Source organism: Myxacorys chilensis (assembly GCF_059505265.1).
This window is the reverse complement of record NZ_JCACKG010000092.1, coordinates 1-14045: the sequence shown is the minus strand read 5'-3', so window position 1 is coordinate 14045 and position 14045 is coordinate 1. Positions and strand designations below refer to the sequence as shown.

11 protein-coding genes are annotated in these 14045 nt (G+C 50.3%); 5 read left to right on the top strand and 6 right to left on the bottom strand.

Translation table 11 applies throughout. The features are described 5' to 3' along the window. Nucleotides 1-48 precede the first annotated feature (48 nt). The 5 genes from AC5JLB_RS05910 to pedR all read right to left on the bottom strand — a co-directional run bounded on the left by AC5JLB_RS05910 (nucleotide 49) and on the right by pedR (nucleotide 5968). Nucleotides 49-2955 (bottom strand): hypothetical protein, encoded by a 2907-nt coding sequence (locus tag AC5JLB_RS05910; protein WP_495872920.1) that lies wholly within the window; start codon nucleotides 2953-2955, stop codon nucleotides 49-51. A gap of 179 nt (nucleotides 2956-3134) precedes the next feature. Next, on the bottom strand, nucleotides 3135-3608 hold the full coding sequence (locus tag AC5JLB_RS05905) for a photosystem I reaction center protein subunit XI (RefSeq protein ID WP_495872919.1): 474 nt from the start codon (nucleotides 3606-3608) through the stop codon (nucleotides 3135-3137). Between the two features lie 277 nt (nucleotides 3609-3885). Next, on the bottom strand, nucleotides 3886-5184 hold the full coding sequence (gene hisS / locus AC5JLB_RS05900) for a histidine--tRNA ligase (protein ID WP_495872918.1): 1299 nt from the start codon (nucleotides 5182-5184) through the stop codon (nucleotides 3886-3888). Between the two features lie 25 nt (nucleotides 5185-5209). Then, nucleotides 5210-5461, bottom strand: coding sequence for a hypothetical protein (locus AC5JLB_RS05895; protein ID WP_495872917.1), 252 nt, complete (start codon nucleotides 5459-5461; stop codon nucleotides 5210-5212). A gap of 207 nt (nucleotides 5462-5668) precedes the next feature. Further along, the gene (pedR, locus tag AC5JLB_RS05890; protein WP_495872916.1) at nucleotides 5669-5968 is read right to left on the bottom strand and encodes a photosynthetic electron transport-dependent transcriptional regulator PedR; all 300 of its coding nucleotides are present in this window, start codon (nucleotides 5966-5968) and stop codon (nucleotides 5669-5671) included. Nucleotides 5969-6303: 335 nt separating this feature from the next. Here pedR and AC5JLB_RS05885 point away from each other — a divergent pair, with 335 nt between their 5' ends. The 4 genes from AC5JLB_RS05885 (at nucleotide 6304) to AC5JLB_RS05870 (ending at nucleotide 11382) form a co-directional block, all read left to right on the top strand. Further along, a complete protein-coding gene (locus tag AC5JLB_RS05885; protein ID WP_495872915.1) occupies nucleotides 6304-8628 on the top strand; it encodes a protein phosphatase 2C domain-containing protein in 2325 nt (774 codons plus the stop codon). A 97-nt stretch (nucleotides 8629-8725) separates the two neighbouring features. Next, on the top strand, nucleotides 8726-10357 hold the full coding sequence (locus AC5JLB_RS05880; protein WP_495872914.1) for a CHAT domain-containing protein: 1632 nt from the start codon (nucleotides 8726-8728) through the stop codon (nucleotides 10355-10357). Between the two features lie 139 nt (nucleotides 10358-10496). Further along, complete coding sequence (locus AC5JLB_RS05875; RefSeq protein ID WP_495872913.1) at nucleotides 10497-11105, top strand: hypothetical protein; 609 nt, start codon at nucleotides 10497-10499, stop codon at nucleotides 11103-11105. Between the two features lie 154 nt (nucleotides 11106-11259). Next, nucleotides 11260-11382 carry a hypothetical protein gene (locus AC5JLB_RS05870; protein ID WP_495872912.1) on the top strand — a complete coding sequence of 41 codons (123 nt, stop codon included), beginning with the start codon at nucleotides 11260-11262 and terminating at the stop codon, nucleotides 11380-11382. A gap of 205 nt (nucleotides 11383-11587) precedes the next feature. Here the strand turns inward: AC5JLB_RS05870 and rpaB are convergent, their stop codons facing one another. Next, nucleotides 11588-12319 (bottom strand): response regulator transcription factor RpaB, encoded by a 732-nt coding sequence (rpaB, locus tag AC5JLB_RS05865; RefSeq protein ID WP_162422093.1) that lies wholly within the window; start codon nucleotides 12317-12319, stop codon nucleotides 11588-11590. Between the two features lie 173 nt (nucleotides 12320-12492). Between rpaB and radA the strand changes: the two genes are divergently transcribed. Then, nucleotides 12493-13962 (top strand): DNA repair protein RadA, encoded by a 1470-nt coding sequence (gene radA, locus AC5JLB_RS05860; RefSeq protein ID WP_495872911.1) that lies wholly within the window; start codon nucleotides 12493-12495, stop codon nucleotides 13960-13962. Nucleotides 13963-14045 lie beyond the last annotated feature (83 nt).

Here is a 14045-nt window from a genome sequence, read left to right as displayed (position 1 = left end):
TCGCCTTTTAGCTTATTCAGCCCAACTTCACATAATTATCAACACAACCTAGTCTTCCACCTCGTCTTCCTCGTCTAAGGTCAAGTCAGCAAAGTCAGGGGGAGTCACGGAAAGGTCGAGGGAGGCTTTGTGGCTTTCGCGGTTCGTGGTCATTTCAATCGCGATCGCACTCACTTCAATTTCGATGCTGCCCAACGGGACGGTGAGTTGAGCGATCGCTTCTACCGCTTCAAGTCCGTTGGGTGTAAACTCTGACACCCAGCGAGGGCTATTGAGCAAAATGCGGCTCTGGCGATCATGAATCCAAAGCTTGACATAGATTTTAGGCAAGATATCGGGAAGCGTTACCCGCACAGAGAAGGGTTGCCCTCCGATTAACTCAGTTTCGATCCCCTCTAAAACGGGTACTGGGACAGGCTGATTCTCAGGGAGTAGAAATGGATTGTTGGCCGGGTGCAGCTCTACTAGAGAGGGCTTTTGAGCGAAGGACAGCGTTAATTTAGCCAGGGGTAAGATCGGTTCGCTATCGACAACGATTTCATCGCTGGACAACTCATCGGTCGGAGCCGCTTCGGGAAATGAGTTTCTGAAGTTGCGATCTTCAAATAGAACAGGTGGTGGTTCTGAGGGCGGATCTTCAGAACCTGCTCTATCTGGCTCCAAAGCTTTCGATGTGTCAGAGGTACTCGAAAATAATGCCGATTCCTCACTATCTAATGACGTGTTCAATGACGTTAGGTCTAATGAGGTCGGCTCAGTTGAAGGGTTTGGATCGGAGGCGAGCGAATTGAGGCGATCGAGAAACCGATCCTGGAGATTCAAAGCCTGAAAGCTAGATTGAACGAGCGTTGTATCTTCCAGCGGTTGAGGCGCATCGTCTTGACTGGCTTCATCCAGTGAAATCTGCTCTGAAACCTCTTGAAGCGGTACGAATTCTTCGGATTCTGAATCTGCCTCGGCGGCTTTCAAGGCCGTTAAGTCTACGGTTGGCTCTGGCGCATCAAATAAGTTGAGTTGCTCGACGTCGGGATAACCGAACTCAAACTCTTCTAAAGCAAACGGATTCTGCACATTTGAATCGGTTTTAGGGGATGAGAAATCGGGTAAGTCTAACCGTTTGCGCTTTGCATCAGTAGACGCTGTAAAAAGCTGGGGGGGCAAAGATTCTTTGATAGTGGCTGCTAAACTCTCGAACTGCATCGATCGCACGGGTTCAACCATGCTGAGAAAGGCGAGATCGAGAGGAGCAGGTTGCGCGATGGGAGGTGTTGTAGTCTCCGCCGCAAGACGAAGCTGTTCAGATGCTTCTGCCTGTCGTGCTGCTTCCGCTTCCTGCGCCGCGAGGTTAGAGGCCGCTTGCTTTGCGATCGCATCTAGTAAGTCTGCGGCGTCTGCTGTGAGGGTAAAAGGCTGACTTGCCAAAATTCGGCTGGCGCTTCGCATCAGTCCGAACGACTCACTCTCTTCGTCGGGAGTCATGTCGTAGAGCGTCACCTCGCCCAAGACCAGTTGAGTGGTCAACTCAGAAGGTAGAGTGAGTTGATAGGTCAAATCGGTAGGCAAAGCCTGACTCGCAATTGCTGCTTGAGTTTCGAGCAGCGTTTCACCGCTTTGAGGATCGCGCAGCACCACGTTTAGCAGAGCGGAAGCTAACATTGGCACATCGCCTGCAACCTCCTCGGTGGGTGTAATCTGCCCAGTTAAAACGAGGGTTTCGCCGCGACGAGCAATGTAAGTGCTTTGCGTAAGTTCAATCTGTAAGGGAGGAAGAGAGGGAAGGTTGGTTAGCGGGATGTCTGCGAATTCGCTGCTGATTGTCAGGTCGTCGGGCGACAGTCCGTATTCTTGCAGCACCTCATCGGCAATCTGTTGAGACATCTGCTCAGCCTGCTCAAGCCAATCTTCAACCGAAGAATCAGCGTCTTCTTGAGGGTCGATCGCTAGAAAATTTTCCTCCGTTGCAGGCGTCTCCCTTAGCGCCAAAGACCGTTCTTCCTCCGATGCAATCATGGTATCGGTTTCAGTTATCTCGTCGATCTCAAACGAAAGTAATTGTTCAACTTCAGCCAATTCTTCTAAAGCAACTAGCGGATCTGCGTTGGACTCTAGAGCAAGTTCATCGGTATTGTGCGATCGCTCAACGAGTTCTGTTGAAGCCAGTGAGAACGAATCTTCAGCGTCTGAAGAAAGCAATCGTTCTATCTCAGCGATATCATCTGATGCCGATGATGGAGAGATTTCAGCTATTTCAGATTGGGAGACATCAATTTCAGAGACTTCGGCTTCGGAGACATCAATTTCAGAGTCGTTAATTTCGGAAACTTCGGGTTCAGGAATGGGAGGAATGGTATCGCTTAGCTCTACTGTGTCGGATTCTGAAACCGGCAGTGGTTCAAGCTCAACGATGTCTTCTAAAGACGGCAACGGTTCAAACTCGGCAGTTTCTTCTGAGGAGGCTGAACTTTCTTTGTTAGAGTGCGCTGTTATTTCGCTAGAAGTCGATGCGATGCTAGAGGCAGTATCAGCCTTTGCATCGGTTGATTGGGCAGCAGAGATTTGCCAATCTGAATCCCAGTGGTCCAGCGTATCCGAGTCGCGACTCAGAACGTGGAGCTTAACCGTGTGCTTTGAGCTATTGCCTAACAAATCGGTCACTAGATCGGTATTAGAGCAAACAATTTCCCAAGCTCCTGGCTTCAGCGTGGTGTAAGGAATCACGACTAGCAAGCCATTTTGGTTGGTTCGATTTGTCCGCTTCTGGGTGCGTCGCTTCGGTGGATCGTCGTCGAAATCTTCATAAGCAATCTGAATGTCTATCGTCGCATTCTGACGCTGCGATCGCGCCATGATCCGATATCGACCTTCCAAAATCTCCACATCTGGCGATTCGAGCGGCAACCACGAGCGATCGCCTTCTTGCTGTAACAGAAATTCCCATTCTGCTGTCTCAGGCATGGCTAAGGAGCTTCCCACCGAAATTTGTAGTTCTAAGAGTAGACCAAGTTCGACGATTTGACTACGGATTGCGAAAGTTACCTCTAACTCTCGGAGATAAAGACCATGAAAAAGAGCCTGATTGTTGAAAATCAGACTCAAACAGCAAGATTGAAGTGACTGAGCGTCGCACAGCTTGTTTAGTTGAAGCCGCCGCGCATAATAGAGTCAAGAATCGGAAGATTGGTTAGCAGCAGGTAAGCCACAAACGCACCGCCGACTGCGCCGATAAAGAATCCACCCGCAAATTGGCTCCACCCTTCTGAGGTCTGAAGCGAATTTGTGGAGGAGTCGTCGCTGTCTTTTTGAAAGGTGGCCAATCCATAGGACGAGAGGCAAAGTGTTGCAATCAAGATAAGGGCAACAGCCGCGATCAATCCGCCTAGAGCAGCCTCGTCAGAATCGCGCAATGGTCCGAAGACTGTCCAAGGTCCGACGAGGAAATAGCCGTGCGCCATGCCAATTTCTAGACCGCGCAGCAGAGGCGAGAGACCTTTGCGGTAAGCTGGCAAGTTGCCAATAAACGCACGGGTGAACGAAGAATCGTTGATGGGTGTGGAGAGATTTCCTACAAAGGGATCTCCCTGGTAAGGCTTAACGACTTGTTCAGTCATATTTTTAATAGTTCCTAATAATTCTGGAAAGAACAAAAAGAATTCGAGATTCATTCTAAGGAGAAAAAGGTGAAAACCATAACAAAGTCTTTAGAAAAGTTCACTCTGTCACAACAGGCGAAGTAGAAAATTGATCGAATCGTTACAGTCCGCTCATCGATCAACGAACGGTTGCTCTGATGAATTCGTCGCCATCTCATCAAGGCAATGTCTTTAAGTTAAGTAGGTGATAAAAACTGGAGATTTTTGCAGAACGGGAAATGCAATTCTTTGCTCTCTACTGATGCTTTTGTGCTAACGCTGTTGTGTGGCTAAGTTGCTGCCTTAGCTGATCGAGATTACTCAGCAACTCTGTTTGCGCGATCGCGCTTTGTTCTCCGCTCTTCAGCCATTTCAGTTGCACCGTTGCAGCCTCAGCTTCTGCATCACCCAGAATTAAACACGCGGCGGCTCCGCTGCGATCAGCACGCTTAAATTGCTTACCAAAGGCGCTGCCACTGAGATCCAATTCAGCTTTGAATCCGCTTTGGCGAAGGGCTTGAGCCAGCTTTAGGGCTTGAGCTTCTGCCGCTTCGCCCCTAGAAACGATATAAAAGTCAACCGTCGGTAGTTTTTGAGCTTGAAGCTGCTGTAGAAGAATGACCAAGCGTTCTAACCCCATTGCCCAACCAACGGCTGGCGTTTCGGGTCCGCCTAACTGGCTCACCAACCCGTCATAGCGCCCGCCCGCACAAACCGTCGCTTGAGCGCCCAAGTCCTCTGACTGAATCTCAAAAACGGTATGCGTGTAGTAATCTAAGCCGCGCACAAGGCGAGCATTAATTGTGGACGGAATGCCCAAATCACTTAAGAGCGCTTGGATTTGCTCAAACCGTTTCTGCGAATTGGGGCTGAGATACTCCAAAATGCTGGGTGCTTTGTCGAGAATGGCTTGGGTGTTAGCGTCTTTGCTATCTAAAATTCTGAGCGGATTCCGGCTCAAACGGTGCTGCGAATCGGGATCAAGCTGGTCTTGAAAGGGCGTCAGATACGAGACGAGCGCTTCCCGGTAGTTACTGCGATCGTTCGCGTCTCCGATCGAGTTCAGTTGCAGCGAGAGATTTTTTAAGCCAATCGCTTGAAGAATTTGGTTAGCGATCGCAATGACTTCGGCATCGGCTCGCACATCGCTGCTGCCCAATACTTCCACGCCTAACTGATGAAACTGGCGCTGCCGTCCGGCTTGGGGACGTTCGTAGCGAAACATGGCTCCGGTGTACCACAATCGCTGCACCCCGCCCTGAGCGTGAAGCCCATGTTCAACATACGATCGCACAACGCCTGCCGTTCCTTCAGGGCGTAAGGTAAGAAAGCGATTGCCGCGATCTTTAAAGGTGTACATTTCCTTGCCGACCACATCCGTTGCTTCGCCAATGCCCCGCTCAAATAAGTCGGTCTGCTCGAACAGGGGCGTGCGAATTTCCTGATAAGCGGCACAGCCTAGAATCGTTCGAGCCCCCGATTCGATCGTTTGCCAATCGCTAATCTCACCGGGCAAAATGTCCCGCGTTCCTCGAATTGCTTGAATTGAAGCCATTGCGCTTTTGAAATTTCAATATTATTTAGGTTGACTGGCGTTCCCACGCACCAAAGCGATCGCTATAGTACGCCAAAATTTGTTCAACTTTCCCCTCTGCCTCGGCAGGATCAGAAAGTTGAATCTCTAAACTACCAATTTGGCTTGCCGTGTACTCAAAGGATTGAGAAGTTTGTGGCGTCAGGTCGGTCTTCACGCCCTCAAGTTGAGAGAGATGAGCCGCAATCTCTCGGTAAACCGCCAAAGGAAGCCGAGCATTTCGGATGGAATATTTCAACGTTTGCACCTCGTGTACGATCGCTACGTTGGGGAAGCCCCCACTATTGAACTCTATTGAACTCAATCCCTTAGACTCAAACCCTTCTAAGAAGATGTCTGAAAAGGCTGAAGGAGTTGAAACCCTTATTTCTGCGTTAAAGCTTAACGTCTAAAACGCCTATTCCTTCATGAACAAAATGCAGTCTGTAGACTTCTCAGACATCCTCTAAGACGAGGCTTTGTCCTGATTAGGGTTGTATGGCGGCAGGGTGCAGCAGTTCACTTCATCAATACACACTTTGCCCCATTGCAGCGCCCAACGTACCAACGCCACACGGTTATCGGTCCCCGTTTTGGTCAGGATATTGCTGATATGGTTGTCTACCGTTCGCTTGCTAATTTCCAACTTTTCAGCAATCTCTAGATTCGTAAACCCCGACGCCACGAGTTCGATGACCTGGAGTTCCCGTTCTGACAATGGCGACTGAGCCTGAGAGAATGAAACTTTAGACTCATTTTCTGCCATATCCATTATCCCGCTGTGTATATCTACTTATTCCCCTCTCAATTCTAGGTGGATCTGGGGAAAGCGCAAATACCTAGTCGTTTATCCTGTTGATGTTGGTGAGTCTATATTGATCGATATTAATTGGTCGATATGTTCTTCATGGACGCAGCGTTGACGCCAGTATTCCTCCAATGGGTTCAGCCTGGCGTCAAGTAGAAATTAAGTGGAATAACCTACGCGGGATAACATAGAAAGGCGGCAATTGCTGTTTTCGGTGGAATGTTAAGCTAATCCGCATTGCCCTTTTCCACCTTCCCAGTCAGTCCGCCTTTCTAGTCAGTGCGTAAGTCTCAATGCAAAACGATTCGCCTATTCAGTGTCCTAACTACTTGTGTCAGACGCCCAATGCAGAGAGCAGTCAGATCTGCTCAAATTGCCAAACGCCTCTGCCAAAGCGATATCTCTGGGCCGTAGGCGTTGGTTTAGAAACGCTTCGTCCGGGCGATAGGGTGGCTAACCGCTATGTTTTGAAAAGTCAGAGAATTCTGCTAGACACAACGCCTGGTTTGGTTCCAGAAACACCAACAGATATTACGCCGAGTCTCGAAGCTTATTTGCGGCTTTTTCCTTACCGTATTCATATTCCTCAAATTTACGGCTTTGTTGAGTCAGAGGACATGGCTGTTCTGCTCTTAGAGCAAGCCCCCATCTATTCAAGCGGAGCGAAGTCTAGCCAAGGTCAAGACTTGAGCGGAATGCTGATGCCAGATCTCGGTAGTCAATGGCCATCCAGTTCTGCGTTGCGTCAGTTGAATTGGCTGTGGCAAATTGCTCAGCTTTGGCAACCGATGAATTCAGAGAAGGTTGCCTCGACCCTACTTGTTCCAGAATTGCTGCGAGTTGATGGTGCGTTAGTGAGATCGCTAGAATTAGCCCACGATCGCCAGCCTCCTACGCTCGTTCAGTTGGGACACCTCTGGGCAGAGTGGCAACCCCGATCTAACAGCGCGATCGCAGAGTTTCTGAGCGACCTCTGCCAAAACTTGATTGATGAGCAGATCACAGCGCCAGAACATTTGGTTGCCATTCTCGATCAAGCATTGGCAACCCATGCAACCGGGCAGCATCGTCAAGTTCACATCGCCACCGACACCGATAAAGGACCCAGCCGCCAGACCAACGAAGACGCTTGCTATCCCCCCCAAGACACGAATTTTGTCACGTCAACCGATGCTGCGCCGTTTCCTCTAGTAATTGTGTGTGATGGAATTGGCGGACATGAAGGCGGAGAAGTGGCGTCAAGACTCGCGATCGCAACGATCGCCGAGGAAGTCCAGAAAAATGCTTCCCATTCTATGGACGCCGCCAGCGTATCCCATGTGTTAGATGAAGCTGTCTGTGCCGCCAACAACAGCATCAGCCAACAAAATGACTTAGAACGACGGCAAGAGCGCCAGCGTATGGGAACAACCGTAGTCATGGGTTTAGCCTCTGCCCATCAGCTCTATCTTGCCCACGTGGGAGATAGCCGCGCCTACCGCATCACTCGCACCGAGTGCTATCAAGTCACGCTTGATGATGATGTGGCCTCGCGGGAAGTGCGGCTTGGCTATACCCTGTACCGAGAGGCGCTCCAGCATCCCGCCTCTGGCTCTCTGGTGCAAGCTTTGGGAATGAGTAGTTCAACGTATCTTCATCCCACGGTGCAGCGATTTGTCATAGACGAAGACTGTGTGTTTCTGCTGTGTTCCGATGGATTGAGCGACAACGATCGCGTCGAGGAATGCTGGCAGACCGAAATTGCGCCGCTTTTAGATGGCAAAGCCGATTTAGGAGTCGCTGCCCGCCGATTAGTCGAGATTGCTAACACTCGCAATGGACACGATAACGTGACGATCGGTCTCATGCGGTTTCAAGTTAGCCAAAAACGGGGCGATGCTCCTATCTTGTCTACGGCTCAATCGGCGGTTCTTCCCCAGACACCTCCTAGCGCAGCGACCACCAATCCGTCCCGTCTGAAGACACAAATTGTTGTACCGTCTAACGCGTCTCGATCAGGGCGATGGCTTGCCCCAATCTTTACCTTTCTCGGATTACTCGGACTCGGTGGACTCTTAGCACTTTTGCTGATTCCAGAGCTACGTCGAGCCGTGATCCCAACGCCCCCATTAGCCACTCCCTCGACGCCTACAGCAGTTGCTCCTGATCCCTCCCCGTCTCCTAGTGTCAAATTATCAACGGGATCGCTGCTGCAACTCGAACGGGATTCGGCGAGTCCAAAACTACCGCTCTTACGGAATCCTGAACAGCCAATCAACCTTTCGCCTCAACAAATTGTGGGACAAATTCCTTCAGGCAGTGTTCTTCAGGTAGTGGGACAGCGAACCATCCAGGGGCAAACTTGGGTTGGGCTAAAAGTGTGTTCGGTTCCGCCTGATAGTGGATTTGCCATCCCAGGACAAACCGGATGGCAACAGGAAAGCGCGATCGCGCCCTTTATCAACCAAGACCTTAGCCTCCAGCCCAATCAGTTAGGAGCGTGTACTCCTGGTTCTCCGAGTCTAACTCCGAGTCCAACTACAACCTCTAGTCCAGCGAGTTCAGCAACGAGTCCAACTTCTAGTTCAACTCCTTCGCCCACGGACACGCCACGGGAATCTCCTAAGCCAAATCGCTAACGAATGACAGAAACCGAACGAAGAGTTCGTTTCTAGCGGGTCTAGCCCTTAAGATTGAGTTTGGGAAGCATCATGTTTGAGTATTTGTAGTGAATTCATGGCTGTGTCGGACATTCCCTGCTTAAGTTTAGCGATCGGACGATTGCGGGCAACCCAAGCGCCGCACTTTGCCATTCATGTCATCCAAGCGCCCTATCGAGCAGGGTATGTGCTGCACGACTCGATCTGGTCAGATGAACTGGCACAGCTTTGGTGGGCTTGGCAAGAGCTGTTTTCGGCGCGGGGCTTGCCGGATGTGCCTCACGTGTCGCAAGCCCGTCCCCCCGTTCTCATCGAATCCCCTTTGGGACAGCCCGTTTCTCGGGGCGGGCGGCTGATGCAGACGCTAGGAGTTGGGCTATGGCATTGGCTATTTGATGGGCCGATTCAGAGTAGCCTCGATCAAAGTCAGGGAATCGCGATCGGGCAAGGTAAATCCCTGCGGATCCGGATCGATGTCCGTGATCCCGCCTTGATTGAAATTCCGTGGGAGATTATGCAGAGTGATGCGGGCAAGCAAGCGGTGTCTCTGAGCCAGCAGCTTCTCTTTAGTCGCACGACCAGTGATGTAGATGCGCTGCCTGCGCTGCGCTCTGAGCAAAGCTTGAATATTCTGCTGGTGTTGGGCCAAGACGCAGCTCCGGGAGTGCAGCCCAGTTCTAGTGCGCTAGAAGGAATTCAGAAGGCTGACCTAAACCGACTGCGGCTAGAGCAAGAAGCGATCGCGCTGACTCGGATTTTAAATCCAACGAGCGGGAATGGACGGCGGATGGCACCTTGTCGGGTCGATACTCTATTACAGCCGACGCCCGCAGAATTGATTGAAGTATTAGAAGCCAAGCGGTACAACGTCCTGTTTTATGCAGGGCACGGAGTTCCAGCACCAGATGGCGGGATGCTGTTTCTGCGTCCTGATATGCCGATGAATGGAACGGAACTAGCGCAGGTACTCACGCGCTGTCAAGTCAAATTAGCGGTGTTCAATGCCTGTTGGGGCGCTCAACCCGATCAGCAAGGCTATCAGGCGATTCCTCGGAGTAGTTTGGCAGAAGTGCTGCTGCATCACGGGGTTCCGGCTGTTTTAGCGATGCGCGATTCGATCACGGATGAAGAAGCGTTGAGCTTTATCGAAGTTCTCGCTCAAGCCTTGGCTCAGCGAATGCCGATCGATCAAGCAGTCGCCGTGGCGCGGCAGCATTTACTAACTTTGTTTCGGTTTAATCATCAAGCCTGGACACTGCCTGTCCTCTACATGCATCCCGAGTTTGACGGGGAATTGATCAAGCCGTCGGATGAAAGCTTAACTCAGATTCCGCGCACTCCTAGTCAGCTTGGGCAACCCACGCCGATCGCTGCCCTGCGATCGCTCGAAACGTCCAGAGTATGGCAGATTCGAGGCGGCTTGATGCGAGTCGGCATGAGTGCTGAAAATGATGTTGTTCTTTCAAGCGAACCAGGCGTCTCGCGCAAACATGCAGAAATTTTCTATCGCAGCGTGGCAGAAGGCGCTCATCAGCCTACCTATTTTCTGCGAGATTTTTCTCGGTATGGAACGTGGGTCACGGTCGCTGGCGACTGGCAGAAAGTCCACCATCAGGAGGTGTCGTTGCAGCCCGGAGCGCAACTAAAATTCGGGGGTTCTCAGAACTCTGTCTTAGAATTTTCAGTTATGCTGTCAGAGGCGATCTGAGAGGAGGACGTTGTAGAAACTGTCCCATCATTGCGTGATTTAACGGAAATTATAGGATCAGTTACGGAATCGAGGTCGGGCAGTCTGTAGCTCTAGAAAGCAAACCTAGTTTAATTCGTGGACGCGGGATTCATCAGCTATGAGTAAGGAAGCAAGTCGTTCTAATCGCTCAATCAATGTAGAGCAAGATCTTCTCGATGCGCTGCTCAAAGCAGAAGGCGTGACGTGGAACGGAAATGAGTTTGAGGTACTAGATCAGCCAAAGAGCAAACTTCCTTATCCTTGGAATCCTGCCGATCCAGCGTCAGAATCATTCTTTAATGATTTAGAGCAAGCGCTTACTTTAGAGCTATCGGATCAAGATGTTGCAGAGCGATCGCAGTCTCTGTTTAGCCATATCGATCAGTTGTTCTCGGCAACAACCCTGCAAACTTCGCTATCACATAAGTTTGCCAATGTTCCTCAGGATTTATTAAATGCGATCGCGCGGCAAGCTCAGCAAGTGGCGCAGACCTCCATCGCGCTTGCCGATCAGTTAGTGCAGTGTGTGCAGGACGTGCTGCCTGGGTGGGCAGAAGATGATTTGCAAGTTCTGGCGCGTCCTTTTGCCTACTCAATGCGAGGCGAGGATGCAGCAAACAGTGTACGTTCGACGGCATGGGAAGACCTTTCTGAAACCGAGCAGGCACGAATTACCCTAGCGATCGCTCGATATGCGATCGACATTGAGAGTGCTGAAAAAAAGTAATTCAATCTTAAAAAGGGTAGTGCAATCCTACCCTTTACTTCTGTTTTATTGGGTTTAATCTAATCCTTTTACAGCGAATGGACGAGCGGCGTCGCCATCCACATGATCGTTGGTGGATCAACCGAGTAAGACACGGGATCTTAAAGTCAATCTGATGATTCAATCAGACTGGAAGGATTTTTGCGTTAGCCAGGAAGTCACGAATCCAAATCGAGCAGTGGTGAGTAACTGGCGGCTAAAATTTTTGATGCATCAAGCCGCGATTACCCAAAGTTGAAACGGCACTTTTGAGAAACAAAATTCGCACTATACGGTCACGCCTCCAGAGTAGAGGCGCGATGTACAGCCTAACCAAACCATTTCGATGGGCTTCTGTGCAAAAAAGCTTGGAGCCGATTACTTGCCTAGACAAATTACGGTTACAAGCTTTGAACAGCTATAGATTTTAAGTCGAGTATGGAGCGCCAAAGCTGGCATCAACCTTATTCGATCTCCCCAGGCTCCAAAATTCTTTGGAATAGATAACCCGTTCCTCTAGCTGTCAGAATTAGTTCTGGGTTGCTAGGATCATCTTCAAGCTTGGCACGCAAGCGAGAAATGTGAACGTCTACTACACGAGTATCGACGTGTCGCTCAGGGGTGTAACCCCAAACCTCTTGCAGAATTTCTGACCGAGAGAAGGGTTCTCCAGAGCGGCTGACGAGGAGTTCTAGCAAGCTGAATTCCATGCCTGTCAAACGAATTCGTTCGTCCCCTTTGTAGACTTGGCGCTTGTTGGTATCAATCCGAATGCTGTTGATGTGAATCACACCAGAGCTAGGAATACCCGTAACCCCTGTCTTATCCACCCGACGCAAAACCGAGCGGATTCGCGCTTCGAGTTCTTTTGGAGAAAACGGTTTGACCACGTAATCATCTGCACCAAGTTCTAGCCCCGTGATGCGATCGGCAACATCTCCCAATGCCGTCAGCATAATGATCGGCACATCCGACTCTTTGCGGAGTTCTTGACAAACGCCATAGCCATCGAGCTTTGGCATCATCACATCGAGAACGACTAGATCGGGATCGGCATTGCGAAACGTATCAAGGGCTTCCTCACCATCTGCTGCCGTCACGACATCGTATCCAATCATGGAAAGGCGAGTTTCGAGAATGCGGCGAATACTTGCCTCGTCATCGACCACCAGGATCTTTTCTTTATGAGTTTCCAAGTTTTGCAACGCTCCTTGAAGTCAAATCTATAAACCTTAATTTTTGTACTTTATCATTAAAGATAGTAACTCGTTTCTTCATTTTGAGGGCGTAAAAACCTTATTCTGGCTGAGCTTCAGAGTTTCTTAATGTTTACCTGATTTGCAGAGCAACCTAATATTAATTTTTGCAAATGCCAAAAGTACGATCGACCTTTGTTTGTAATGAATGCGGAGCGGAATCGCCTCAATATTTTGGTCGATGTCCCTCCTGTGGAACGTGGAATTCGCTAGAAGAACAGGTTGCTCGCCCTGCCGCGCAGACTGCTACGGCAACTCGTGTTCGCAGTGTCAATGGTGGCAATGGGCGTACTTCGACTAAGAATAGCCCTGCTCATGCCGTTTCTGCCTTAAAACTTACGGAAATTTCGGATCACACTGAAGCTCGGTTGGCATCGGGCTACACGGAACTCGATCGCGTGTTGGGGGGTGGAATTGTTCCAGGGTCGCTAGTGCTGATTGGTGGCGACCCTGGAATTGGTAAATCGACGCTGTTGCTGCAGACGGCAAATCAGTTATCTACGCGATATCCCACGCTTTATGTTTGTGCAGAAGAATCTGGGCAGCAGGTGAAGTTGAGGGCGCAACGGTTGGGCATTAAGGGAGATAAGGGAGATCAGGAAGCAGACCCATCCAATCTTTACCTTCTACCGGAAATTGATTTGGATACGATTCTGGAAGAACTGGAGTCGCTGAAGCCGAGAGTGGCGATTATCGACAGTATCCAAGCGCTTTACTACAGTGCGCTCACTTCGGCACCGGGATCGGTATCGCAGGTTCGGGAATGTACGTCCATTTTGATGCGAGTAGCTAAGCAGCAGAACATTACGCTGTTTATTGTGGGACATGTGACCAAAGAAGGCGCGATCGCAGGTCCAAAAGTTCTCGAACACCTCGTTGATACGGTTCTGTATTTTGAAGGCGATCGCTTCGCCAGCCATCGGTTGCTGCGATCAGTGAAGAATCGGTTTGGGGCGACTCATGAGATCGGCGTTTTCGAGATGGTGGATCAGGGCTTAGAAGAAGTCACCAATCCATCAGAACTGTTTTTAGGCAATCGGGAAGAAGGGTCTTCGGGAACCGCCACCATTGTGGCGTGTGAAGGAACCCGCCCGATCGTCGTCGAACTGCAAGCGCTCGTCAGTGCGACAAGCTATAGTTCACCCCGCCGCTCAACAACTGGAATTGAGTACAACCGTCTGCTGCAAATTCTCGCGGTGCTAGAGAAGCGGGTTGGCATTCCGTTGTCTAAACTCGATGCCTATGTTGCGTCATCCGGCGGTTTAAACGTGGGAGAACCCGCAGCAGATTTAGGCGTTGCTGTGGCAGTAGCGGCAAGTTTCCGAGATCGCATCATCGATCCCCATACAGTTGTGATTGGTGAAGTGGGACTGGGCGGACAAGTTCGCCCCGTTTCTCAAATGGAACTCCGGCTCAAAGAAGCGTCTAAACTTGGCTTCACGCGGGCAATTGTTCCGAAGGGATCGAGCTATAAAGACGTTGGTTTAGAGGTCGTCCAGGTGTCGCGAGTCGTGGATGCGATGGCGGCGGCTCTAGCAGGTAGCCGTAGTCGTGAGCCAGAAGAGCCAAATTTAGAAGAGTGAATTAGAGGAGCGATCCGAAAGATCGCTCCTCTAGTAACTTAAGTTGCTAGTTAGAAGCGGCAGGGGAAGCAAAGCAAATAAAA

Excerpts from the sequence above, each read along its gene's own strand:
- pedR (WP_495872916.1), bottom strand. The coding sequence starts at position 5,968 with ATGGCAGAAAATGAGTCTAAAGTTTCATTCTCTCAGGCTCAGTCGCCA.
- AC5JLB_RS05905 (WP_495872919.1), bottom strand. The coding sequence starts at position 3,608 with ATGACTGAACAAGTCGTTAAGCCTTACCAGGGAGATCCCTTTGTAGGA.
- AC5JLB_RS05875 (WP_495872913.1), top strand. The coding sequence starts at position 10,497 with ATGAGTAAGGAAGCAAGTCGTTCTAATCGCTCAATCAATGTAGAGCAA.
- AC5JLB_RS05910 (WP_495872920.1), bottom strand. The coding sequence starts at position 2,955 with ATGCCTGAGACAGCAGAATGGGAATTTCTGTTACAGCAAGAAGGCGAT.
- AC5JLB_RS05880 (WP_495872914.1), top strand. The coding sequence starts at position 8,726 with ATGGCTGTGTCGGACATTCCCTGCTTAAGTTTAGCGATCGGACGATTG.
- hisS (WP_495872918.1), bottom strand. The coding sequence starts at position 5,184 with ATGGCTTCAATTCAAGCAATTCGAGGAACGCGGGACATTTTGCCCGGT.
- AC5JLB_RS05885 (WP_495872915.1), top strand. The coding sequence starts at position 6,304 with ATGCAAAACGATTCGCCTATTCAGTGTCCTAACTACTTGTGTCAGACG.
- AC5JLB_RS05870 (WP_495872912.1), top strand. The coding sequence starts at position 11,260 with ATGATTCAATCAGACTGGAAGGATTTTTGCGTTAGCCAGGAAGTCACG.
- radA (WP_495872911.1), top strand. The coding sequence starts at position 12,493 with ATGCCAAAAGTACGATCGACCTTTGTTTGTAATGAATGCGGAGCGGAA.